Annotated in this window: 20 protein-coding genes; 3 read left to right on the forward strand and 17 right to left on the reverse strand. The window is 66.0% G+C overall.

The window, feature by feature from the left end:
• Positions 1 to 34: 34 nt before the first annotated feature.
• The 7 genes from ACXR2U_RS00715 to ACXR2U_RS00745 form a co-directional block, all read right to left on the reverse strand.
• Complete coding sequence (locus ACXR2U_RS00715; RefSeq protein WP_458822985.1) at positions 35 to 1,687, reverse strand: FAD-dependent oxidoreductase; 1,653 nt, start codon at positions 1,685 to 1,687, stop codon at positions 35 to 37.
• A gap of 124 nt (positions 1,688 to 1,811) precedes the next feature.
• Positions 1,812 to 2,612 (reverse strand): MOSC domain-containing protein, encoded by an 801-nt coding sequence (locus ACXR2U_RS00720; RefSeq protein ID WP_458822986.1) that lies wholly within the window; start codon positions 2,610 to 2,612, stop codon positions 1,812 to 1,814.
• Positions 2,609 to 3,721 carry an XdhC family protein gene (locus tag ACXR2U_RS00725; RefSeq protein WP_458822987.1) on the reverse strand — a complete coding sequence of 371 codons (1,113 nt, stop codon included), beginning with the start codon at positions 3,719 to 3,721 and terminating at the stop codon, positions 2,609 to 2,611. Before ACXR2U_RS00725 ends, ACXR2U_RS00720 begins: the two co-directional genes overlap by 4 nt.
• Positions 3,714 to 4,838, reverse strand: a complete 1,125-nt coding sequence (locus ACXR2U_RS00730; protein ID WP_458822988.1) for a vWA domain-containing protein — start codon at positions 4,836 to 4,838, stop codon at positions 3,714 to 3,716. Before ACXR2U_RS00730 ends, ACXR2U_RS00725 begins: the two co-directional genes overlap by 8 nt.
• A gap of 6 nt (positions 4,839 to 4,844) precedes the next feature.
• The gene (locus tag ACXR2U_RS00735) at positions 4,845 to 5,777 is read right to left on the reverse strand and encodes an AAA family ATPase (protein ID WP_458823100.1); all 933 of its coding nucleotides are present in this window, start codon (positions 5,775 to 5,777) and stop codon (positions 4,845 to 4,847) included.
• A gap of 284 nt (positions 5,778 to 6,061) precedes the next feature.
• Positions 6,062 to 7,369, reverse strand: coding sequence for a flavin monoamine oxidase family protein (locus ACXR2U_RS00740; protein ID WP_458822989.1), 1,308 nt, complete (start codon positions 7,367 to 7,369; stop codon positions 6,062 to 6,064).
• Positions 7,370 to 7,615: 246 nt separating this feature from the next.
• Entirely contained in the window at positions 7,616 to 8,476 is an 861-nt protein-coding gene (locus ACXR2U_RS00745) for a bifunctional methylenetetrahydrofolate dehydrogenase/methenyltetrahydrofolate cyclohydrolase (protein WP_458822990.1), read from the reverse strand.
• Here ACXR2U_RS00745 and ACXR2U_RS00750 point away from each other — a divergent pair.
• The 3 genes from ACXR2U_RS00750 to purU are packed head-to-tail and all read left to right on the forward strand — an operon-like array spanning position 8,378 to position 11,984.
• Positions 8,378 to 8,644 (forward strand): hypothetical protein, encoded by a 267-nt coding sequence (locus ACXR2U_RS00750; protein ID WP_458823106.1) that lies wholly within the window; start codon positions 8,378 to 8,380, stop codon positions 8,642 to 8,644. The genes ACXR2U_RS00745 and ACXR2U_RS00750 overlap by 99 nt on opposite strands.
• A gap of 47 nt (positions 8,645 to 8,691) precedes the next feature.
• A complete protein-coding gene (locus tag ACXR2U_RS00755; protein WP_458822991.1) occupies positions 8,692 to 11,136 on the forward strand; it encodes a GcvT family protein in 2,445 nt (814 codons plus the stop codon).
• Entirely contained in the window at positions 11,133 to 11,984 is an 852-nt protein-coding gene (gene purU, locus ACXR2U_RS00760) for a formyltetrahydrofolate deformylase (RefSeq protein ID WP_458822992.1), read from the forward strand. Before ACXR2U_RS00755 ends, purU begins: the two co-directional genes overlap by 4 nt.
• A gap of 31 nt (positions 11,985 to 12,015) precedes the next feature.
• Here the strand turns inward: purU and ACXR2U_RS00765 are convergent, their stop codons facing one another.
• The 10 genes from ACXR2U_RS00765 to ACXR2U_RS00810 all read right to left on the reverse strand — a co-directional run bounded on the left by ACXR2U_RS00765 (position 12,016) and on the right by ACXR2U_RS00810 (position 23,482).
• Entirely contained in the window at positions 12,016 to 13,542 is a 1,527-nt protein-coding gene (locus tag ACXR2U_RS00765) for a PucR family transcriptional regulator (protein ID WP_458823101.1), read from the reverse strand.
• A gap of 130 nt (positions 13,543 to 13,672) precedes the next feature.
• Positions 13,673 to 15,151 (reverse strand): APC family permease, encoded by a 1,479-nt coding sequence (locus ACXR2U_RS00770; RefSeq protein WP_458822993.1) that lies wholly within the window; start codon positions 15,149 to 15,151, stop codon positions 13,673 to 13,675.
• A 350-nt stretch (positions 15,152 to 15,501) separates the two neighbouring features.
• Complete coding sequence (locus ACXR2U_RS00775; protein ID WP_458822994.1) at positions 15,502 to 17,919, reverse strand: xanthine dehydrogenase family protein molybdopterin-binding subunit; 2,418 nt, start codon at positions 17,917 to 17,919, stop codon at positions 15,502 to 15,504.
• A complete protein-coding gene (locus tag ACXR2U_RS00780; RefSeq protein ID WP_458822995.1) occupies positions 17,859 to 18,338 on the reverse strand; it encodes a (2Fe-2S)-binding protein in 480 nt (159 codons plus the stop codon). Before ACXR2U_RS00780 ends, ACXR2U_RS00775 begins: the two co-directional genes overlap by 61 nt.
• Entirely contained in the window at positions 18,335 to 19,189 is an 855-nt protein-coding gene (locus ACXR2U_RS00785; protein WP_458822996.1) for an FAD binding domain-containing protein, read from the reverse strand. Before ACXR2U_RS00785 ends, ACXR2U_RS00780 begins: the two co-directional genes overlap by 4 nt.
• A 265-nt stretch (positions 19,190 to 19,454) precedes the next feature.
• Positions 19,455 to 20,243: a carbon-nitrogen family hydrolase gene (locus ACXR2U_RS00790; protein WP_458822997.1), complete on the reverse strand. Its 789-nt coding sequence runs from the start codon at positions 20,241 to 20,243 to the stop codon at positions 19,455 to 19,457.
• A gap of 20 nt (positions 20,244 to 20,263) precedes the next feature.
• On the reverse strand, positions 20,264 to 21,007 hold the full coding sequence (locus ACXR2U_RS00795; RefSeq protein WP_458822998.1) for an SRPBCC family protein: 744 nt from the start codon (positions 21,005 to 21,007) through the stop codon (positions 20,264 to 20,266).
• A 35-nt stretch (positions 21,008 to 21,042) separates the two neighbouring features.
• Positions 21,043 to 22,251 carry an FAD binding domain-containing protein gene (locus tag ACXR2U_RS00800; RefSeq protein WP_458822999.1) on the reverse strand — a complete coding sequence of 403 codons (1,209 nt, stop codon included), beginning with the start codon at positions 22,249 to 22,251 and terminating at the stop codon, positions 21,043 to 21,045.
• A complete protein-coding gene (locus tag ACXR2U_RS00805) occupies positions 22,248 to 23,189 on the reverse strand; it encodes a cyclase family protein (RefSeq protein WP_458823000.1) in 942 nt (313 codons plus the stop codon). Before ACXR2U_RS00805 ends, ACXR2U_RS00800 begins: the two co-directional genes overlap by 4 nt.
• Positions 23,186 to 23,482, reverse strand: a complete 297-nt coding sequence (locus tag ACXR2U_RS00810) for a Dabb family protein (RefSeq protein ID WP_458823001.1) — start codon at positions 23,480 to 23,482, stop codon at positions 23,186 to 23,188. Before ACXR2U_RS00810 ends, ACXR2U_RS00805 begins: the two co-directional genes overlap by 4 nt.
• Positions 23,483 to 23,572: the final 90 nt, after the last annotated feature.

Raw genomic sequence — 23,572 nt, forward strand, 5'->3', positions numbered from 1 at the left:
ATTCGTGCTCGCCGAAGTGGCATCGGACGTGACCCTAGGATCCGTGGGCTGCTCTTGTAAGCGCGTCGTAGGTCAGCAGCGGAGCCCATGGCCGGTTTTGGGCCTGGCCGCGCTGTCGTTCCCATTCCGCGATGCGGTCCCATCCGGTGAGGTCAACGACGCCGGGATGACGTTCTCGGACAAGCTCGACCAGGTCACGCTGGCCGTCTGGTCGCGGTCTGAGACGACCGGCCTCAAGGTCGGCAAGCAGCGAGGCGACAGTCTCGGCCGAGTCGACTCGGTTGGTTCCGATTGTTCCGCTTGGACCACGTTTGGCCCAGCCGGTGCAGTACAGCCCCGGCATCGGACGACCTGTCGCAGGGTCTAGAACGCGGCCGGCGTCGTTAGGGATGATTCCTGTCGACTCGTCGAACGGCAGGCCAGAGACGGGCCGCCCGCGAAAGCCGACGGCTCGAACTACGAGTTGCGTATCGATCCGTTCCGTGGTCCCGTCGGGCCGCGTGAACACCACCCCGTCGAGCGCTTCTTCGCCGGTGAACGACGTCGGCACCAGCCGGTAGCGAAGGACGATCCGCCGTGTACCCGCGCCTGCGCGATGCGATGCCGCCTCGACCAGAGCCTGGCGACGTTCAAATGACGCAGGTGGGAGGGTTTGGGCGTGGGCTGCTTCCTGCGGGTCCAAGAGCACTTCGGCGGGATCCGCGGTGAGCTCCACGTCTGGAAGAGTGGACAGTGCGAGCAGCTCCGAAGTGCTGTAGGCGGCGTGGACTGGACCTCTCCGCCCGACGATGAGCACCTCTCTAATGCTGCTTTTGTGGAGCGCGGCAAGAGCAACCTCGGACATCGTGCTCGACTCGTAGGCGGATGCCGGTTGGGCCAACACTCGAGCGACGTCGAGGGCGACGTTGCCGTTCCCAATGACCACTGCGGTACGGCCTGCGAGGTTGAACCGGTCCATAGCGAAGTCGGGATGGCCGTTGTACCACCGAACGAACCGGCCAGCGTCGATAACACCGTCGAGGTGTTCACCGGGGATACCGAGCCTGCGTTCACCGTCAGCACCGCCGGCCCAGACCACGGCGTGGTGCTGGTCGGTCATCTCCTGTAGGGAGATGTCACGACCGACCTCGACGTTGAAAAGAGATCTCACGTTGGGGCGGTGCAGAACTCGCTCCAACCGCCTCATGATCCACTTTGTCGACGGGTGGTCGGGAGCGACACCCGACCGGATCAGTCCGAACGGCGTCGGTGTCCGTTCGACGATCGTGACGGACACTCCGACCATCTCGCTGAGTTCCGTAGCGGCATACAGCGCCGACGGTCCAGCGCCGACGACCGCCACGCGCAATTCCGGTTGTTCTGCGGTTAGGGACCGACGGGTGACCGGCAGGTGGGCCACTTCGCGTAACGGGTTCTCCGCGAAGTACTCAGCGTTGACTGCGGTGAAGTCTTTCAGTGACGAGGGGAGCTTGTCTTCGGGGAAGATGGCGTCGACGGGGCAAGCGTTGGCGCAAGCGCCGCAGTCGATGCAGGTCCCCGGATCGATGTACAGCTGTTCTGTTCTGACGAAGCCCGGGTCACCCGGACGTGGCCGGATGCACTGGACTGGGCAGACCGGCACGCAGGAAGCGTCGTCACAACAACGTTGCGTGATCACGAAGGCCAAGGTCCCGGTCCCTTCTCTCATGGTGAGGGTGCTCGCGAGGGTCAATCCCCAGCGTGCCGCAGTGCGTTCAGATGCAAGCCTTTACCCAGAGGCGGAAAACAGAGGGACATGTTGCGCGCAGAGTCCCGGCACCGCCACCATTTGGTCAGGGTGTTCGGACCTCGTCACCGACTTTGATCTGTCCGGGCTCGGTGACTTCGGCATACATGCCGAACAGGACCCCGGGTGCCCATGGGCTGGGGGTGGGCCCGCGGACGTGCCGGATACGTCGTTGGACCTGCAATCCTCGGTCCCCGTCTCGCGGCCTGTTCTCGATCGCTAGACAACGGGGTACCGGACTGTGGAGTCGTAACCCGCAGCTTCCGACATAGAGCTCCCGGTCGGCCCAGGTGTCCTCGACGAACGGCTCGGTCCCCACATCCAGCGTCAGGTTCAATCGGAATCGCCGAGAGTCCAAGGACCGACCGTCCGTTTCGCGGCCGAGTGCTGCCAGTGAGGCTGTCGACTGTAAAGTCACTGGGTGCACGTCGTGGCCGCCGCCCGGTTCGGCGCACCGCACCAACCGCAGCCAGCGTCCGCTGAGCACTGAGAGTAGGTCGTCCCAGGGTCCTGGGGCCCACCATCCGTCGACCGTTCGCTCATCGAGCTGGAACGGACGGCGCGGGCCGTGGTTCCGGACCGGCGCTTCGCAGTGCTGGCCCTGGGCGTTGCTGAACGACAACCGATTGTTGGTTGGGTCGTATTTCGACGACCACGACAAGAAGATGGGGTCTTTGGGCACCGAGTACACCAACTCGTCGACATCCACCAGGAAGAACTCGCGGTTACCTGCAATGCCCGAGATCGTGATGTCGACCGTCTGAACGTTTTGGAGGGCGAAGCCTTTGACTGCCGACACCTGCAACCGGTGAACTGATCCCAGCTTGTTCGCCTGGGCGTGGCTCACCGTCGTCCCAGTTCTTGGTCGTGGTGGATCGGTCCGTTCCTGCGGCGAAGCGGTTGCCCGGACCCGCCCCACCGCAGGGCCACGATCTCGGCCGCGACGGAGATCGCGGTCTCCTCCGGCGTGCGCGCGCCGATGTCGAGACCGATGGGGGCGTGCAGGCGTCCGAGCTCGTCGTCGGTGAGCCCGAGCTCCCGCAACCGCGCGGCACGGTCGTCGCCGGTGCGCCGTGAACCCATCGCCCCGACGTACGCGACGTCCATCCGCAACGCGATCTCCAGCAGCGGCACGTCGAACTTCGGGTCGTGGGTGAGCACGCACAGCGCGGTGCGGGGGTCGGTGTCGGTGCCGGCGAGGTAGCGGTGCGGCCACTCCACGACGACCTCGTCGGCGTCGGGAAACCGGCGGGCCGTGGCGAACGTCGGCCGGGCGTCGCACACCGTCACCCGGTAGCCCAGGAAGCTGCCGGCCCGGGCGACGGCGGCCGCGAAGTCGATCGCGCCGAACACGATCATGCGCGGCTTCGGGGCGTAGCTGGCGACGAACACCGCGATGTCGTCGAGGCGGCGTTCGCCCTGCTCGCCGTAGCGGACGACGCCGGTGCTGCCCTGCGCGAGCATGCCGCGGACGTCGTCGCGCACGGCGTCGTCGAGCCGGTCGTGGCCGAGGCTGCCCTCGACCCGGTCGGCCCGCACCACCATGCGGGCGCCGGCGTGCGGGCCCTCGATGAGGGTCGCGACCGCGACCGGCGCGCCCGCCTCGACGTCGTCGACCACCCCGCCGAACTCCGGGAAGGCCGTCTTCGACACCGGTTCAACGAACAGGTCGATGATCCCGCCGCAGGTCAGCCCGACGCTGAACGCGTCGTCGTCGCTCACGCCGTAGCGCTGCAGGGCGGGCGCGCCGGACTCGCGCACCTGCCCCGCGAGGTCGTAGACCGCGCCCTCGACGCACCCGCCGGACACGCTGCCGACCGCGGTGCCGTCGGGGCCTACCAGCATCGAGGCGCCCGGCTGGCGCGGGGCGGACTTCCAGGTCCGGACGACGGTGCCGACCCCGACGGTCACGCCCTCGTCCCACCACCGACGCAGATCCGCGAGCAGTTCACGCATGACCGATCACCTCGGCTACCTCGGCCAACGCGGCCACCGTGTGCCCCGCCACCAAGTCGTCGATGTAGGGCAGGGCGGCGACCATCCCGCCGGTCAGCGGTGCAAACCCGTCCTTACCGCGGTGTGGATGCACCCACAACACCCGGTGCGTCAACCGCGCCAAGCGCTGCATCTGTTCGCCGAGCAAGCTGGCGTCCCCACGCTCCCAACCATCTGAGAACACCACCACGACTGCACGTCGGGCGGTCCCCCGCTGACCCCACAGTTCGAGAAACGCCTGCATGGACTCACCGATCCGGGTACCGCCCGACCAGTCCGGAATGACCTCGGCCGCTGTTTGCAACGCCATCAGCGGATCCCGGAGCCGCATCGCACGCGTGACTCGTGTGAGCCGCGTGCCGATGGTGAAGACTTCGACGTTCGCTGGGTTCGCCCGCACCGCAGCGTGGGCGAACCGCAGAACGGAGTCGGAATAGGGCGTCATCGATCCGCTCACGTCCAGCAGGAGAACGAGCCGCCGCCTTTTCACCCGACGCTGTGCGTGTGCCAGTCGCGCTGGCTCGCCGCCTGCTCGCAACATGGCCCGGACTGTCTGCTGCCGGTGAATCCGCCCGTGACCGCCTACCTGCCGGCGCATAGTGCGGCGCGGCGACGTTCGCGGCTGCAACGCAGCGATCTGACGACTCACGTTCTCACGGTCGGCAGCGTCGATCTCGGCGAGGTCACGATGTCGGAGTACCTCTGCATCGTCCGCGGAAGTCAACAACGGCGTGTCGTCCTGCGGCGACTCGGAGTCTGCGGTCTCAGACCCATCGGCGCTAAGCGGCACCGTTCGCAGCGTGCTCACCGCGGCCGTCTCAGGAGCCTCCAACTCCCGATCGAGGAAGTGCATCTGGAACACGACGTCGTACCGAGGCATGTCCTCTGGGTCGGCCACCAGGGTCAATCGGCCCGCCCAATACACCTCGTCGATGTTCAACGCATTGAGGTGCGACAAGGCTTCAAGTGCCAACGTCACCCGAGTGGTGTCAGCGCCCACGCCCGCCCTGCGGAGAGCGTCGGCGAACGACAGCATCCCCAGCGGAACACTCATGGCCTCGGCGGGCTCGGCACTCACCACCGGTCACCGTCCCTCGGCGGGTCCGGCCGCCGAAGACGTCCTCGACTCTCGGCATGCTTCAGGCAACACGTCGCGGACCACACGCGCCTGATCCTCGCGGTACTTAACAGCCGTCCCGAGAGTCGCTACTGCCGACTCAAGGTCAAACTGGTCGGCGCCGATCAGATATAGCGCATGCACCCAATCGATGGTCTCAGCGACTCCAGGCGGTTTCTGAAGATCTGCTCGGCGGAGCACCTGGGCCGCCGCCACCACCTGCCCGACGAGCGACGCGTCGACCTGAGGAAGCCGCCGAGTTACGATCGCGGTCTCGCGGTCGAGCGCGGGGTGCGCGACCCAGTGGTACAGGCAACGGCGTTTCAGCGCGTCGTGAACCTCGCGGGTGCGGTTAGAGGTGACGACCACCAGGGGCGGCACCTCGGCGCGGATCGTGCCAAGTTCGGGGACGGTCACCGCGTGGTCGGCAAGGACTTCTAACAGGAAAGCTTCGAACTCGTCGTCAGCCCGGTCGATCTCGTCGATCAACAGCACCGACGGCGCGGTCTCCAGTGCTTGCAGGATCGGCCGAGCTAGGAGGAACCGCCGGTCGTACAGTTCCCCCTCCGCTACTACGGAATCACCGTCGGTTTCCGATGCACGCAGGTGTAAAACTTGCCGCGGGAAGTCCCAGTCGTAGAGGGCCTGACTGGCGTCGATGCCCTCGTAGCACTGCAAACGCACGAGCGTTGCATCGGTGACTTGGGCCAGGGCGGTCGCGAGCGCGGTCTTCCCAACGCCCGGGTCGCCTTCCAGGAACAGGGGCCGGCGCATCATCATTGCAAGGTATGCGGCGGTCGCGACGCCGGCGTCAGCGAGATAGCCGACCCTGTCGAGTGCGTCTGCTAGAGCCGATGGTGTGGAGAAGTCCGGGACTGGTCGAATGGTTCGCGTCAGCATTTCAGGCGTCAATTGGGCCGGCTGAATCAGCGTCCGACCGCCAACAGCAATCCGCGGGAGCGCCCCACGCGACCGCAAACGCCACGACGGCGTCAACCTGACCGGTGTGAGGCTTCGCTGGGGCCTTGTCGACCGGGGGCCGTCCTGCGACGGCGCCGCTCAGGCGACGACGCCACCATCGCGGGCCACGCGACAACTCCGGCCGGGCACCCACTGGGGGCTGATCAGGTTCGCTCATTGACAACCCTCGAAGCGTGGCGCCGTCTGCAAACCGCGGCCGACGCTCATCGGCCACCGACTGATGCGCTGGGTGAATCCTCTGTTCCACGACGTGCTACGCCGATCTGCTCAGCTGCTCGAAGGCCGGAACGTACCGCGCCCTCCATCAATCCGGTGAAATCCGCGTCTGCGTACTCGCCCGCGAAGTAGACCGCGCCGACTGGCTTGGCTAGTGCGTCGGTGTCTGCGTCCTGGGCGTTCGCGCCGCGAGCGGAGTAGGCGCCTCCAGCGAACGGGTCATCAGCCCAGGTGGTCAGCAGAGGCGCGGTGTCGGCGAAGCGCAGGTCGGACCTGAGCGATTTGACTGCGTCGGTCCAGCCAACCGCCGCCCCTTCGTCGAGGTAGGCGGTCAGCGCCGCAGCGCTTCCCATGAAGCAGTTCAGCACGGGGGCCGCTGCGCCGGACGCGTCTCGTGCTGTCCAGGTCCAGAACCGTCCCCGGGTCGACATCACCGAAGAGGTGTCCGGTGTGCCGGCTAGGGGAAGGTGCAGCTTGGCGGCGTGGCCCTGTACGACCCGCTCAAGGGCCTCCCGTTTCCAGGCCGGCAGGTGCATGTCGAAGGTCGATCGATTTCGCAGCACTGCCAGCGGTAACGCGACGACGACCGCGTCCACGGTCAGTGAACTGGTTGTGGTGGACACGGTTACGCCGAATTCGTGCTGAATGACGCGGCGCGCCGGGTCGCCGAGGTGCACGATATTGCCCAGTCGGTGCGCCATCGCTTGCGGTAGACGTTGATTTCCGCCCGCGACCCGCCAGCTCGGCAGCGGTTCCAGCGATGCGATGTGCCGCAACGCGGTGGCGCTGACGTCTGTGGCCGGTGCGGCGGTGGAGATCTCAATCCGGGCTCGGAGAGCATCGACTGCGACGTCGTCATCAAGGTAGCGGAGCACGTCGTCGGCGGAGGCCGCGTCGGAGAGGGTCTCGGCGATCTGCATTGCACGACGGCCGAGGTCTGTGACCTGCGAGGTCTCTACGTTAGGCATGTCGCCGACGTCTCGCACGTAGTAGCTCATGCCAGTGTCCACCAGGTCGGCGTCAACGTCTGTGAGCATCTGACGGAACGCGTCGTAACCCTGGAGGACGAACTCGGCACCACGCTCGACGGTTACCGTTCTGTCGCCCGTCGCGATCTGCTCCGACCAGACCCGGCCGCCAACTCGGTTCCGCCCTTCGAGAATGATGACGTCGCAACCATGCTGGGACAGCTGGGTGGCGGCGGCTAGGCCGGCCAGTCCGGCTCCAAGGACCGCCACCCGCGGGTGGGTAGGCAACCAGCTCATGCGCGCACCAGCGGCGGCTGCGTCGAGCATCGGGGTACGGCGAGCGAAAAAATCACTGACCGACCACCTCTCGTTGTGAACTTCATGTCTGGCGGTTGTACTCCTGCTGACGGTCGTACCTACGGTAGGCGGCGCTTCCCCGGTCGTCTTTTGACAAATCAGTAGAAATCTGCGGCCGCTGTCGTGCCAACGCAACAGTGCCGATCAGCGATGGCACCTGCGACGCCCTGAGGTACGCGCACTTCCAGAGCCAACTTGGCAGTCGACCGGAACGGGTCACTCGGTCAACCGGCGCTCGGCGGCCTCGACGACGTTGGTCAGCAACATCGCTCGCGTCATCGGCCCCACCCCACCTGTCGCCTTGGTCCACCGGCCGGCGACCTCCTCGACGTCAGGGTGCACGTCACCGAGCACGCCCTCGACCGTGCGGGTCAGACCCACCGATAGGACGGTCGCTCCTGGTCTCACCCAGTACGGCTTGACCAGATGAGCAACACCAGCCGCAGCGATGACCACATCGGCCACCCGAGTGTGGGCTGCGACATCGAGCGTCGCTTCGTGACACAAAGTGACGGTCGCGTGCTCGGTCCGACGGGTGAGCATGAGGCCCAGCGGCCGACCCACTGTTGTCCCGCAGCCGATGACACAAAACTGAGCGCCCTTGATGGGCACGTCGTTACGGCGCAGCAACTCCAGAATGCCCCGGGGAGTGCACGGCTCAGTGCCGTCCTCACCCAGGACGAGTAGACCCAGGTTGGTCGGGTGCAGGCCGTCTGCGTCCTTCCTCGGGTCGATCGCTTGCAGGACCGTTCTCATGTTGATATGGGCGGGCAGCGGAAGCTGCACGATGAAGCCCGAGCAGTGAACGTCCGCGTTCAGGGTCGCGACGGCATTGAGGACCTCGGCCTGTGTGGCATCGGCCGGCAGCTCGGTGCGGAACGATTCGATCCCGACCTCGGCACAGTCTCGGTGCTTACCGGCGACGTACGATCTCGACCCGGCGTCGTCGCCAACCAAGATGGTTCCCAAGCCCGGACGGTGCCCGGCATCGGCCAGTCGCTCCACCCGGTTCCGGAGCTCTGCACGGATCTGTTGGGCAGCAAGGTTGCCGTCGAGCAGCAGCGCTTTTGGCCTCACGACACGCCGCTGCCTTCCTCTGCCATCGGGTCGACCTATCAACGGGTCAGGTCAGACCGGCACGCGATGTCGGCGACCTTCGCCTCGATCATCGCGGCGGCCTACCCCACCCGGGAACTGAGCATCTGTACGAACGACCGCTCGCGGTATGTACAAGAGCTCAGTTGATGGGCGTTGGGCAGCCTTGGACTGTGGCAGGACACCAGGGAGGTGCCATGAACGTGAACATGCCCGCGAGGGCCCGCGTCGTCATCGTCGGTGGCGGCGTCATCGGAGCCGCTACCGCATATCACCTCGCATGTCGAGGGTGGACCGACGTCGTCCTACTCGAAAAGAACACCCTCACATCGGGCACCACCTGGCACGCGGCCGGCCTGATCACCCAGGCACGCGGCACCGACGGAACCCGCCAGGTCGTGCGACGAAGCCTGGAAGTCTTTCGCACGCTCGAACAGGACACGGGCTTCTCGACGGGGTTCGTCGAAACAGGAACACTCAACATCGCCGCCTCCCCCGAACGTATGTCGGAGCTGCTCCATCAAGCAAGCGCAGTCCGCAGCAGCAACGTCGAAGCCCACATCCTCGACGTCGACGAGACCCTGGAACGTCACCCCTTGCTCAACCCAGACGGGCTTCACGGCAGTCTGTTCTTTCCGCGTGACGGTCGCGGCAGCGCCACCGACACCACCATCTCCCTGGCACGAGGCGCCACCTCCCGCGGCGCCAAGGTCATCGAAGGCGTCTCCGCCCTGGACGTTCTAGTTGACAACGGCCGGGTCACCGGCATCCGAACCGACCGAGGCGACATCGAGGCCGAGTACGTCGTCAACGCCACCGGTATGTGGGGACGTGAGTTCGGCGCAAAGGCCGGCGTCGACGTCCCTCTCCAAGCCCTCGCGCACTACTACATCGTCACCGAGGCAATTCCCGGACTCCAGCGCAACCTGCCCACGGTCAAGAGCGGCGACGAGTACTCCTACGTCAAGGACGAAGCTGGCGCGCTGATGGTCGGGTTCTTCGAACCAGGCAGCTACCCGTGGGCCTCCGACGGAATCCCGGACAACAAGGGATTCGTGAGGCTCCGCGAGGACTGGGATCACCTCGGTCCCTTCTACGAACGCATCGTCCACCGGATGCCGATCCTCGAAGACGCCGGAGTCCGCTTGCACTTCTGCGGCCCCGAGAGCTTCACCCCAGACGGTCAATACCACCTCGGCGAAGCCCCCAACCTCCGCAACTACTTCGTCGCAGCCGGCTTCAACTCCGTCGGGTTCCTGTCCGGACCGGGCGCGGGATCAGTCCTCGCCGACTGGATTGTCGACGGCAAGAGCCCCATCGACCTGCCCGAGACCAACCTCGGCCGTGTCCAACGGCACGAGACCAACCGACGGTTCCTCGAAAAGCGAGTCGTCGAGTCTCTGGACCTCTCCTACGAGGTGCATTGGCCGTTTCAACAGCGCACCAGCGCACGCCCTTTGCGGGTCAGTCCGCTGTACGAACGCACTCAGGCGGCAGGCGCCGTGTTCGGGGAGCTGGCCGGGTGGGAACGCGCCAACTGGTACGCGCCCGACGGGACACCGAAGGAGTACCGCTACTCCTTCGGCGCCCAGAACTGGTTCGAGCACTCCGCGGCTGAGCACCGGGCGATCCGGGAACAGGTCGGTGCCATCGACACCTCCTCATTCGGGAAGCTGCTCGTGCAGGGCCGCGACGCTCTGCTGGTCCTCCAACGTGTCAGCACCAACAACGTCGATGTCGACGCCGGCAAGATCGTTTACACGCAGTGGCTCAACGTGCATGGCGGTATCGAAGCCGACGTCACCATCACACGCCTCGCTGAGGACCGATTCCTGGTCTTGTCCGGACCGGCAACCGTCAACCACGATCTCGCCCACCTCCAGCGCGCGATCACCGACCAGGACTTCTGCACCGTCACCGACGTCACCGGCACGATGGCGATGCTCGCAGTCATGGGACCCAACTCACGGACGCTGCTCCAGCCGCTCACCGACGTTGACCTCTCAACGGAGTCGTTTCCGTTCGGCACCTCCCGTGAAATCGATCTCGGTCTGGGCTATGTCCGCGCGACACGCGTCACCTATGTCGGAGAACTCGGATGGGAACTGCTGATCCCGACCGAGATCGCGCGGCACATCTGGGACACCCTGTTCGCCGGCGGCAACGAGCCCCTGCGGCCAGTCGGCTACCACGCCATGAACTCGCTGCGTCTCGAGAAGGGCTATCGTAGCTGGGGCCACGACATCTCCGGCGCAGACAACCCCTTGCAGGCGGGACTCAGCTTCACCGTCAAGTGGGACAAGCCAGGTGGGTTTGTCGGCCGCGAAGCTCTCCTCGCCGCGAAAGAAGCGGGCGTGTCACGCAGGCTGACCCAGTTCTGCATGACCGACCCGAGTGTGCACCTCACCCACGACGAGCCCATCTACCGCGACGGGGAACTCGTCGGCCGGGTCGCATCCGCCCAGTACGGCCACACCGTCGGCGGCGCCGTCGCCTTGGGTTGGGTTGCCGCGCCGGGACCCGAGGAGCGGTCCTGGTTCGAGACCGGCGACTACACGGTCGAGGTTGCAGGTCAGCGGATGACGGCGTCGGCGTCGCTCCGCCCCCTGTATGACCCCAAGTCCGAAAGGCCCAAGAGTTGAGCAACAACATTGTGCTGACCTTGTCCTGCGTCGACCGACCAGGCATCGTCGCCACCGTGGCCGGGTTCCTCGCCGACCGCGGCTTCACCATCCGCGACAGCCAGCAATTCGGCGATGATGACACTGCGCTGTTCTTCATGCGAGTCCGCGCCGCAATCGATGACGACTACGACCTCGACCGGCTCCGCAACGAATTCAAGCCGTGCGCAGACCAGTTCGAGATGCAGTGGCACATCGGATCGACAACGGCACCGCACCGTTTGTTGGTCATGGTCTCCCGACAGGACCACTGCCTCAACGATCTTCTTCACCGTGCGCGCACCGGGGCGCTACCTGCGGAGATCACCGCGGTGGTTTCCAACCACCCTGACCTGCGCGAGCTGGTCGAGTGGCACGGCGTCCCGTTCCACCACGTCCCGGTGACTGCCGACACCAAAGCCGCAGCCGAGGACGAGATCCGCCGTCTCATCGGCGAGTACGACATTCATACTGTGGTGCTTGCCCGCTACATGCAGATCTTGTCGGACCGTCTCTGCGCTGACCTCCACGGCCGCGCCATCAACATCCATCACAGCCTGCTTCCCAGTTTCAAGGGTGCACGGCCGTACTTCCAGGCGCATGCCCGCGGTGTGAAGGTCATCGGCGCTACCGCCCACTACGTCACGGCCGACCTCGACGAAGGCCCGATCATCGACCAAGATTTCACGCGTGTCGACCACAGCATGTCGGCGACCGACCTGACCGCCGTCGGCCGTGACCTCGAGGCGCTGGCCCTCGCCCGAGCAGTCACTGCCCACGCGGAACGACGTGTCCTGATCGCGGGCACCAAGACTGTGGTCTTTCGATAACCCAGCGCGTCGTCGCGCGGTATCCGACTCTTCAGCTGCCGGCTTGGCCCGACGCGGCAGCCCCGGTGTCCAACATCTGCTGTGTCCTCATCGCGAGGTACAGGTCAGTCTGGTCCGGCAAACTGCGCAGGTCACGGCCGGTGAGCTCCTCAACGCGACGGATCCGGTAGGTGAGCGTCTGACGGTGGACACCGAGACGGTCAGCCGCCAACTTCCACGATCGGTTGCAGTCGAAGAACACCCGCAGTGACGTCAACAGTTGCGAACCGTGCTGCTCGTCGTACTCTTCGATCGGGCCTAACACCCGGGCGATGACGGCCCGTCCTTCCTCCACAGTCTTGGGCATGAACGCCGGTGACTGTTCTCCATAGACGACGAACCCTTGGCCGTCCGACCGCGCCGCCTCCATGGCCCACCGCGCCTGGCGCACCGCGTCGCCGACGCCCCTCAACTGGTGAACCGGCTGGCTGAGTCCTGCCACGAGCGGAGACCCACGATCGAAGCTGATGATGTCTCGGTTGGCGTACGCCTCGGGTAGGAGAGCCAGAAGGTGGTCGTCGCGGCAGGAGGCCAGGTGCGGCAGGTCAGCTGCCCCCAGCCTCGACTGCAGTTCGTCCAGGCGGAACGGGTTCGCTCCCTGGACTGACAGGACACGCCACGGACGATGGCGCATGCCCATCGCGGCAAGACCTGCCTCGGCTGTCTCGAAGTCGACCGAGCCGTCAACCAGTTGTTCTAACAGCCGTGCGCCGGCCTGTGTGCGGCGCAGCGACAGTGCAGAACGCCGCTCAACTTCGAGGTGGGCCACCGTGGCGAGATGTTGGAGTACTACCAGGTCCACCGGAGCGCCACGCGGCGTCGACGCGGCGAGTAGCACCCCTCGCTCGCCGGTACCTAACGGGAGAGCAAGCATGTCGACATCGGCGCCGGTGACTCGAACGAACGTTGGCATTGGTCGGCGGGCGGCGCTGAGGGCGGCGGTGACAGCCTCTCGGGCGGGCTGCGCGAGACGTTCTGTGTCCGGCGCTAACGGTTCGGCAGTGATGGGATCTACGACGTGTAGTTGCGTGCCGGTCTCTCGTGCGAGGTCGTCGAGGAGCGGACCGCCCCGGAAAGATGCCTGGTGTGCTTGGCGCAGAACGTCGTAGATGCGGATGATCTTGCGGATCCTGGCACCGGACTCCTGGGTGTTCCGGTCGGCTACCGCTCGGGCAACGGTGACGAACGGCAGCGCGTACGCAGTCTCGAGCACGGGAAAGGAGAGGGCATCAGCGGCGTCAACGGCCTCGTCGCTGAGCGCAGGCGCGTGCATGCCCTCAGCCAATGCCAGACCTGAGAGCGCCGACCGGTCCAGCGACCGGATGAAGTGGACTTGCTCGTCGGGTCCGGCGGGGAAGTTCAGCCCGTCAGACAGCAGCAGGTCACCTGTTCCCAGCCAGTTCCAGGGGTCTTCGAGTTCGCACGTGTGCGCCCACAGCACGGCGCGTTGCCCGCCGCAGCGACCTGCGAGGAAGCGGGTTCGGAGGTCAGTTGAGGCGACCAGTTCAGCGACCGTCATGCTCACTTGGTCTCACCTCCGCCGTTGTGGTAGCGGCGACGTCCAGGGTTGGGCGCCGGCGGCCTTCCTGCCTGAATGGTTGCTAGGCAGGAAGGCCAGCACGTGGGCCGGTCTGTGCAAGCGGGGTAGGTCAGGCTGGCAGACGAACTTCGCCGGATCCGCCTGCGTCGCGGATGGCCTTCTGCTCTTCCCCGAACTCTTCGTTGCGGTCGTGTCGGGTACGGGTGACGGCGCGGATGATAATACCGGCGAGGATCCAGCCGATCGCACTGATGACTGCGATGTTGAAGGGGCTGGCGGGGAAGGGGAAGAATTGTGCCTTGATGGAGATGCCGATCAATGCGACGACCAGGAGCGGCGCGACGTATCGCACCAGAACACCGGCTTTCGTCCGGTGTCCGATGACTGCAGCAGCGATGGCGACGATCGGGTAGATGAGCGCGATCAGCACGGCGTCGACCTCGTACATCCAGCTGAACGCGGTCAGGCCACCGGTTGCAGAGCCGCCTTGCCACAGCCAACCCGCCAGGAAGCCGATTGCGGACAACACACCCAGGGCTATGAGAGCCACATAGGGGGTCTGAAACTTGTGGTGGGTCAGTGCAAAGGCGCGCGGCAGGTGCCGGTCGCGTCCCCACTCGAAGATCAGACGGGCGACGTAGTTGGAGAACGCGAGCCCTGCGGTGATCCCTGCGACTGCAACCACTGCGAGGAGGAAGTACCCGAATCCGGAAGCGACGTACTTGTCGGCGAGGGTCTGCACTACCCCGGCGCCGAGAAGCCCCCACTGGGACGTGCCGTCCGTGCCGAGGCCGGAGGTGAACGCCAGCGACGTGAACAGGTAGAACACGACGATGCCTGCGATGGTGATCATCACGGCCTTAGGCACGGTTCGGTGCGGGTCGCGTGCCTCCTCGGCCATGAACACCGCACCTTCCGAGCCGGCTAGCGAGGTCACGGCAAGGCCGACAGCGAGGAGGAGGTTCGACACTGAGGTGCCGTGGAGGTTGAACGGTGACAGCGCTGACCACACGATGCCGTTGGCGCCGCCCTGCGCAAGGACTGCGATGTCGAGAATGAGGATCGAGACGATCCCGACGGCGGTCAAGGTCAGGAGGAGTCGGACAGAGACGGTGACGCCGCGGTAAGCCGCGAACAGCGTGAGGGGGGTGATGATGATCGCCCACCACACCCAGTTGGAGGACAGCCACGTGACGCCTGGTGCGACCGCGGCGAAGAAGTTCTGCATCAAGAACGCGGCGGAGATGAACGTGGCCGGGGCGACCACGACGGCGATGCCGAGGTAGAGCCACCCGGTGATGTACCCGACGTCGCGTCCGAGGGCCATGCGGGCGAAGCTGTACAGCCCGCCGGCGGCGGCCACGTGCCGCGACAGGCTAGCCATGACGACACCGAAGCCGAGAAGTCCGATGCCGGCGATCAGGAAGGCCGCCGGCGTTGCGCCGCCGGCGATGCCCGCCACCACCGAGCCGACGACCAGGATCGAGTACTCGGGCGCGACCCCGCCTGCGGCGACGGCGGTGAGACCCACGATTCCGAGCGCGCCGGTGCGGAGGTTAGGTTCTGGGTCGTGCTCCGTGGTCGTCATGTGCGACTCCAGTCAGTCGAGGTGTGGCCCGGCGGCCCGGCCGCGGGCCCGCGGCGGGTGTGATGGACGCGACGGGGGTGTGGCGAAGTCTGCGGGGCCCGCGACACACCGACTAGTGAGGTCAAGGACAATCGATGTCGACTTTTAGTGGTTGCCGACAATGACACGGCGGACCAGTCCAGGTGGAGCAGTCCGCCGTGGCCATCACCGATGCCTCAACGCACGGCTGCGCCAGTTCGTCGACTCAGCGGAGTCGCGCACGTCGCCTGTCTCGGCTCAGAAAGGGTGACTCGGTTCGAATCGCTCAAGACGGCCGAACGGTGCAATCTGACACGTACTGATGCGGCTCGTCAGGACCGCAGCGCAGCGAGCACTTGTTCCGATGTCACGGGCAGGCTGTGCAAGACCACACCGGTGTGCGCCAACGCGTCATTGACGGCGTTCAACACTGCGGCAGGCGCGGCGATGAGCCCGGACTCCCCCATGCCCTTGATGCCGCCGGGCGTGTGCGACGACGGCGTTTCAAGGTGGTGGATCTTGAACGGAGGTGAGAAGTCCATGCTCGGCATGTGGTAATCGAGCAACGTCGTCGTCAGAAGCTGGCCAGCGTCGTCGTACACCAACTTTTCGAGCAGCGCCGCCCCGATCCCCTGGACCACGCCGCCGCGGATTTGTCCTTCGACGATGTCGGGATTGATGACTGTGCCGCAATCCTCCACCGAGAAGACCTGCTCGACCGACACAAACCCGGTGTCGGGGTCGATCTCGACAATCATGGCGTGTCCCCCGTTGCTGAAGATGGGACGTGCCGGGTCGTAGGCAGACGTGACTTCCAGTGTCGGGTCGAAGTCGTCGGGCCACGCGCTCTGGTCGAAGTAGACCGCGGTCGCGAGGTCGACGATCGACACCGATGCGCCGGGTACACCGCGAACGGATGCGTTGCCATCGGCCAGCTCGATATCGGCTGGGTCCGCCTCGAGCATGTTGGCTGCCAGTTGGACCAGCTTCGTGCGGATGCCGTCGCTCGCCCGGAGCACGGCTCCGCCGGCGACGACCGCACCACGGCTACCGACGGTGCCGCTGCCCCACCCATAGGAGGTCGACTCTGCGGCGCGAACGGTGATCGACTCGACGGGGATACCGAGCGTGTCGGCTACGACCTGGGCCATGGTCGTGCGGTGGCCTTGCCCCTGAGTGGTCAGACCGATGGTGACAGTGGCGGTGCCGTTGGGTTCCATCCGCACCGTGGCGGTGTCGTGGTAGACGTCGCCCATCCCGTGCGCTTTCGCCATGGCTGTGCTCTCGCCGCTGCTCTCTACGAAAACACTCAGACCAAGCCCGATCAGTCGGCCTTCGGACCGCAGCGTCTCCTGCCGCTTCCGGAAGCTGTCGTAGTCGACCATCGATTCAAGGGTGTCGACGGTCTCACGCCAACTGCCCTCCTCGTACACGATCCCCTGCGGGTTCGTCCACGGGAACTCCCTCACCACGTTGCGGCGTCGGATCTCGAACGGCGACAGCCCGAACTCGCGGGCGGCGTCGTCCATGAGGCATTCCCGGGCAACGGTTCCTGCCATGTATCCAACACCGCGGTAGGCGCCGATGGGGCACTTGTTGGTGGCGGCGGCTTGATAGGTCAGGTCCGCGACCGGGATGTCATATACACCGGTGGGGGTGACCATCGCAGTGCACCACGGTTCGACCGCCATTGACCACGGCGGCTGGTGGTAGGCGCCGCCGTCGCCTGTCGCGACTATCCGGACTCCCGTCGCCCTGGCGTCGGCATCGAACGCGTACGCGATGTCGATGAATTGCTCGTGCGCGTGCGTCGCGGTCATGAGGTTCTCGCGTCGGTCCTCGATCCACTTGACCGGGGCGTCGAGCTCCCGCGCGAGCAGCGGCAGGATCAGCTCCTCGGGGAACAGGTGGGCTTTCTGCCCGAACCCGCCGCCGGTATCTGGGGTCAGCACCTCGCAAGAGTTCTCCGGGAACCCCAGGTAGGCGGTCAGGCAGTATTTGACGTAGTGCGGCATCTGCGAACAGGTCCAGAGTCGCAGCGCCTGCGTGGTCCAGTCGTACTGCGCGATGACGCCACGGGTCTCCATGGGCGCGGCCGACAGTCGGCCGGTGTGGAAAGTGGCCTCAACGACGCGGTCTGCGGCGTCGAACGCGCCGGGGGCGTCGCCCAAGACCTTGGAACCTTGCAGGGCGATGTTGTCCGGCAACCCGTCGTTGGCTACTGGACCGCCCACGATGGCGGTACGCGGGTCCAGGACCGGTTCGAGGGTGTCGTACTCGACGTCGACGAGGTCGCAACCGTCCTCGGCCACGTAGCGGTTCTCGGCGACGACGACCGCCACCGGCTCACCCACGTATCGCACAACCTCGCGGGCCAGCAATGGCATGATGATCGGGACGCAACCGTCGATGGCCAGTTCACCGACGACGCCCTCGCAGAACTTGGCGACGTCGTCGCCGGTCCACACCGCCACAACACCGTCGAGGGCCAGCGCGGCTTCGGTGTCGATCGCCACCACTCGGGCATGTGCGGCGGGGCTGCGGACGAAGCAGGCGTGCAACACACCGGGCAGGACCACGTCTGCGGTGTACTGCCCGCGCCCTGTCAAGAGCTTGGGGTCTTCACCACGGGGGATTCGCGATCCGATGCTGCGGGCTGCGACCTTCGGTGATTGTGTGTGGGCGAAGCTCACGACTGTCCTTCCGCGACCTCGACGACGGCATCGATGATGGGGGCGTAACCGGTGCACCGGCAGTAGTGACCAGACAAGGTGTCCACCACGTCTTGTCGTGATGGTTTCCCCTGTTCCAGCAGCGCCGTGGAACTCATGAGGAACCCGGCCGTGCAGAACCCGCACTGCAGCGCGTGATGCTTCTGGAAGCTTTTTTGGAGCGGGGTCATTTCCCGCCCGTCCGCCAAGCTCTCGACGGTGCGGATGTCGCGTCCGTCGGCCTGAGCGGCGAGCATCAGGCAGGCGCGGGCTAATTCGTTGTCGACGAGCACGGTGCACGAGCCGCACACGCCGTGCTCGCAGCCCAGTTTGGTTCCGGTGAGGGTGAGCTCTTCACGCAAGAAGTCGGCCAACGACATGCGTGCCATGACGGTTCGGCGGTATCGCCGACCGTTCACGGCCGTGTCGACGGCAATTTGCTCAGCAGGCTTCGTCATGCCGAAGTCAACCTTTCCCCGGCGGCTTCGAGCGCCTTCCGGAACAACGTTGCGGTGATGTCACGTCGGTAGTCGGCGGATCCGTGAATGTCAGATGTGAAGGTGAGTTCGTCTGCCATCGCTGTGATGGCGGCATTGCAGTCCGCAGGCGACCGGGACTCCATGGCGGCCTCGGCTGCGGGTGCGCGGCTGACGCTGCCCGTTGCGCCTGCGACCGCCAGGCGGACGTTGGTGAACGCTCCGTCTTTGACCTGCCAGCTCATCGCCAGGATCGACAGGCCGTAGTCGCCGTGGCGGCGTTGGTGTTCGCCGACCCAGATGTTGCGGTCGGCGACAGGTAGCACCACGGCGGTGATGACCTCGTCGGCGTCCAATGACGTCATGAACGGTCCTTGGAACAGGTCGTCGGCAGCGATGGACCGGGTGCCGCTTGGGCCGGCCACTTCCGCGCGCCCGTCGAGGGCGAGCATCACTGCCGGCCATTCGGCGGCGGCGTCGGCGTGCGCGATTGCACCGCCGATCGTTCCGCGAGTCCGGATCTGGGGGTGCGCGATCAGGGAGGCTGCTTGCGCGATTGCCGGGGCGGCGGCACGGACGGTGGAGGAGTGTTCGATCGCCTTGTGGGTGACCATCGAGCCGAGGTGGAGCGAGCCGTCGACGAGGTCGATGTCGCGGAGCCCGGGGATCTTGCAGATGTCGACAAGTGTGGACGGTGCGGCCAGGCGTAGCGCCAACAGCGGCATCAGGCTCTGGCCGCCGGCCAGGATTTTTGCGTCCTCGTCCTCCGCCAGTAGACCGTATGCCTCCTCGATGCTGTCGGGCGCAGCGTAGGCAAATACTGGTGCTTTCACGGGAGGCATCCCCTCTGGGTGACGTTGAACAGGCGCCCGCTGACGCGGCGGTTGGCCAACCATAAGGTCCGGCCAACCTGACGCTCCCTACGGATAACCACCACGAACGCCGGAACCTTGGTTCAAACCGGAGGGCGCCGCCCGTCCCTCGACCTGCCCCTGTCCGCCCTCGACTGGTCAGGCGGCTACACGGTGACGCCCTGCCTGGTTCGACTTCTTGGCCTTCTGGTCAGTACCCGAGGGGCTTCCATGCCCCGACGATTCGTCAGAATCGGCGGTTGGCCAGGACGGGGAAGCTCATACGGGCGGCCTGCACGGCGTCAAGGGCGATGTCAGCTCTCAGGACCTCTTCACCGTCGCCGGCCTCGGCAACGACGTGACCCAGCGGGTCGACGATCATGCTGTGGCCGCCCATGGCGGCGCCTGCGTGCGTGCCCGCGGTGTTGCAGGCGATGACGAAGACCTGGTTCTCCACCGCGCGGGCCTGAGCGAGCAGGCGCCAGTGGCTCAGGCGCGCCAGTGGCCAAGCGGCGGCCACGATTACGAGGCTCACCCCGTTGACGGTCAGCATTCGGAACATCTCGGGGAAGCGCAGGTCATAGCAGGTTGCCAGGCCGGTGATGACAACGTCATCTGCGAGGTGCAGCGCTGGCGTCACGAGCTGATGTCCGGCGCTCAACAGCCGGGGTTCACCTTCATCGAAACCGAAACGGTGAATCTTTCGGTACGTAGCGTTAACTTCACCGGCCCGGTCGACGACCACTGCCGTGTTGAACAAGGCGCCGGTCACAGGGTCCCGCTCGATGATCGAACCAGCGTGCAGCACCACCTCGGCGTCGCGCGCAGCCCGCCGCATTGCTTCAACCGTCGCCCCGTCTACACCCTCGGCTTCGGCCTGCCAACTCTGGTAGGAGAACCCCCCGTGCGCCCACAACTCGGGCAGCACGACCAAGTCGGCGCCTCGCTGCTCGCGCACAAGGTCACCGACGCGTTCGACCCGCTCACCAAGCGATTCCGAGTCGCCGTAGGAGACCTGGACGATCCGCACATCCACAGTCGCGAGGGAAACAGCGCTCACCTCTTCCGCTGCCCGAACAGGTAGCCCACCAGGGCTGCGATGACAACGAACGAGATCGGTACCGGCTTGGTCAACCGGCCGACCACCACGCTGCGGACCAGCGGCATGACGCTCAGCGCGTTGTCGTCGTCAGACGCTGGCGCGGCAGCGGCGACCCCGTGAGACGGGCTCGACCCGGCGGGCGAGGGCTCCGTGCGTTCCGTGGCGGGAACCGTCGTGAGCCGCGTCGCCGCCGGCTCCGCACTGTCGGCGGCCGGGGCGTCGTCGGACGGGTTCGCAGCTGCGCCCTGGCCGGGTTCTTCCTGCAACATTGCCTCGAGCCGGTTCACGAACGTCTTGAGCAGTGCCGAGCTGACGTCCGTGATGACGCCTCGCCCGAACTGCGCGATCTTGCCTGACAACGTGAGCTCGGTGATCACCGAGACGTGTGTGACGTTGCCCTGTGCAGACAGTGACGCTGTAACCAGCGCCTGGGCGTCGCCACCGCCGCGTGCCTCGCGTCCCTTCGCCGACAAAACAGCGCGGTACTGCCCCTCATCCAGTTCAACCCAGCGAGCGGTGCCTTTGTAATTGCTGGTGATCGGGCCGACCTTGATCTTCGCTTGCCCCTGAAAGTCGTCGCCGTCGCGTCCCGTGATCGAGGCTCCGGGAAGGCAGGGGCCGACGCGCTCCAAGTCGGTCAAGACCCGCCAGGCCTCATCGATCGGGACGGACACGTCGAACTCGTTGGTCAGCTGCATGACAAGGTCCTTTGTGTGGGCGGAGAGGTGGGGTGTTACAAGGCGGTCGCGGCCGGCAGACCGAACCGGTTGGCCGGGTCGCCAGGTGCGAACGGCCCGCCGTGCTGCAACACGTCGGCCATGCGACGGACCTTGGCGAGATAGGCACGGCCGACTGACAGCTGCTGCGCTTCCCAACGGTCCAGCGTCACATCCAGGTCGGCGTCCGACCCGCTCAACGCTTCGACCAGGGTCCACGCGTCGGCGGCTGCCTTGGCGCCGCCTGCAGCCGCATGCGGGCGGGGGGTCACCGCGGCGTCGCCGATCAGCACGCACCGGCCGACGCGCATGCGGGGCACGTCAGTGTCGGCGATGATGGTGACAAACGGGTCCGGAGCAGCGAGCAGCAGCTCGGTGAACGCGTCGGACAGTCGACTCTGCGCCCGGCCGCGGAACTCGTCGAGCAGATCAGCACGGAGTTGGTGGTGGTGCACCGACGTGGGTCGGCGTACTCCGTCTCGGTCGGTCATGACGTCGTCGAGCTCTGAGCCGTCCGCGACGTTCCAGTACCACTGGTAATTCAAAGCCCGCCGGATGCCCCCGTCGGCGTCCACGACCGGGATTGGGTAGGCGATGAGGTGCCCATCGTTGAGCAGACCGTAGGTGAAGCTGTCATCGAAAACCTCACGCGTCGACACCGACAGCGCTTCGGGCTCGCTCAGACCCCGCCAGGTCACGTAACCGGCGTATTCGGTTTCGACGCCTAGCAGCAGCGACCTGCCTGTGGACGCGCCACCGTCGGCCAGGACAACGAGGTCTGCGCGGGCGGTACTGCCTTCGCGAAAGCTGAGTTCGACCTCGTCGTCTGTTTGGTTGATCCGCTCCAGGGTGTGCCCGAAGTGATAGCGGTCCAGACCGAAGTGTTCGAGCAGGCCACGGTAGAGCGCGTTGTAGGACGTGAACCGCCAGGCATCGTCGGTGGCACCGAGAAGTTCTCCGGTGGCTGCGTCTCTGTACTTCATCGCCGAGGACGGGACGCTGATCTCGTCGAGGGTGGTCGCAGTCCTCTCAAGTAGAAACCGGACAAGTTGCGGCTGGACAACGATGCCGGTGCCTCGCCCGGACAGGGGACCTGCGGACCGTTCGTAGACGTCGACCTGGTAGCCCGCGTCACGGAACAACCCCGCGGCCGTCATCCCCCCGATCGAGCCGCCGACGATCGCGACCCGGGTCTGCGCGGGGTCGTGGCTTCGAGGAGCGCTCACGAGGCCTGGCGCAACGGCATCGCCATCGGACGCAGCGGGGCGCCGCTGGCGCCGCGCAGTCGGATGGGGGCTGCGATGAAGCAGCTCTCGGTGACCTTGTCGCGAGCCAGCGATTCGAGGTCGAGGAGTTCGATCATGGGTACGCCGGCCTCGGCAAGGAAGTGACAGTGTCCCGGAAGCCAGTTGTCGACGTGCTCCGAAGGTCCGACCTCGACGCATTCTTGGTCGGCGCCGATCGCGGCGATGTTTTGCTTGGTCAACCAGCGGGCCGCGTCCAGGCCAAGTCCGGGAGGGTTGCCCAAGACCTTGCTCCCGTCGGGCCAGTACGCCATGCGGCCGGTCCGCACCAACGCCACATCTCCGGTGGTCAAGCTCGTGCCGGCCTGTTCGAGGCAGTTCTGCAGGTCCTCGACGGTGATGGCGTAGGACGGGTCCAGGCACTCGACGTTCTTGAGTCCGGCGACGTCTAGGAGTACGCCGCGGGTGACGATCGGCGGGATCTGTTCGGCGCCGCCGCGAGTCCAGTGCCGGCTGCCCAGGTGCTGTTCGGGCTTGAACCCGTTGTAGATCGCGCCGTCGACCCCGAAGTGGTTGAGGGCGTCGATGTGGGTGCCGGTGTGGGTGTACATGAACACAACGTCCCCGGAGTAGCAGACGTGCCCGTTGACTCCTGCGCCGGCGCCGTTCAGGTTGTCGACGGCGGTTCCGGCTGGGGTGTGGCTCATGAACAGCTGGTAGGCCGGGTCACCCGCGGCTTGGAAGCTGGGCATGCCGACGAAGTAGTCGACACTGAGGTCGTACACCCGTGACCCGTCGGCGCGTGCGAGCACTTCGGCCGCGCGGGCTGGTTCCAGGAAGTTGAGGGCGCCGAGCTGGTCGTCTGGTCCCCAGGGACTGGACGCAACCTGAATGTCGGCGCGCGGCTGAGTCGCTGTCACTGGTCCACCCGTTCGAAGTCGACGACGGCGCGGGCTGCGAGCTTGGGCAGCAGCTTGGCGACTACCTCGGCGTGGAACGGGTCGACGGAGTACTCCTCCAGCCCGTCCCAGTCGGCGAAGTCGTTGATGAGGGCGCCGTCCCACGGGGTTCCGTTGTCGCCGGGGTCGCCGGTGTGAGCACCGAGTTCCCAGCTGCGGATGCTCGGCATGTCCTTGAGGGTGTTCAGCAGGGCGACGACCTCTGCGGGGTCGTTTCCTTCGGCGACTTGCCACATGAAGATGTGCCGGATCATCCTGTTCCTCCTGGTTTTAGGCCCTGGGTTTTGACGGTTACAGCAGTCTGCGAGTCGCCGGGGCGGCGTTGTACTGCATCCGTCGTACAA

Source organism: Jatrophihabitans sp. YIM 134969, from assembly GCF_054456675.1.

Bases quoted from the DNA above. Each gene is read 5' to 3' on its own strand.
- ACXR2U_RS00715 (WP_458822985.1), bottom strand. From the start codon at position 1,687: ATGAGAGAAGGGACCGGGACCTTGGCCTTCGTGATCACGCAACGTTGT.
- ACXR2U_RS00725 (WP_458822987.1), bottom strand. From the start codon at position 3,721: ATGCGTGAACTGCTCGCGGATCTGCGTCGGTGGTGGGACGAGGGCGTG.
- ACXR2U_RS00735 (WP_458823100.1), bottom strand. From the start codon at position 5,777: ATGCTGACGCGAACCATTCGACCAGTCCCGGACTTCTCCACACCATCG.
- ACXR2U_RS00740 (WP_458822989.1), bottom strand. From the start codon at position 7,369: ATGCTCGACGCAGCCGCCGCTGGTGCGCGCATGAGCTGGTTGCCTACC.
- ACXR2U_RS00755 (WP_458822991.1), top strand. From the start codon at position 8,692: ATGAACGTGAACATGCCCGCGAGGGCCCGCGTCGTCATCGTCGGTGGC.
- ACXR2U_RS00765 (WP_458823101.1), bottom strand. From the start codon at position 13,542: ATGACGGTCGCTGAACTGGTCGCCTCAACTGACCTCCGAACCCGCTTC.
- ACXR2U_RS00770 (WP_458822993.1), bottom strand. From the start codon at position 15,151: ATGACGACCACGGAGCACGACCCAGAACCTAACCTCCGCACCGGCGCG.
- ACXR2U_RS00780 (WP_458822995.1), bottom strand. From the start codon at position 18,338: ATGACGAAGCCTGCTGAGCAAATTGCCGTCGACACGGCCGTGAACGGT.
- ACXR2U_RS00795 (WP_458822998.1), bottom strand. From the start codon at position 21,007: ATGCAGCTGACCAACGAGTTCGACGTGTCCGTCCCGATCGATGAGGCC.
- ACXR2U_RS00810 (WP_458823001.1), bottom strand. From the start codon at position 23,482: ATGATCCGGCACATCTTCATGTGGCAAGTCGCCGAAGGAAACGACCCC.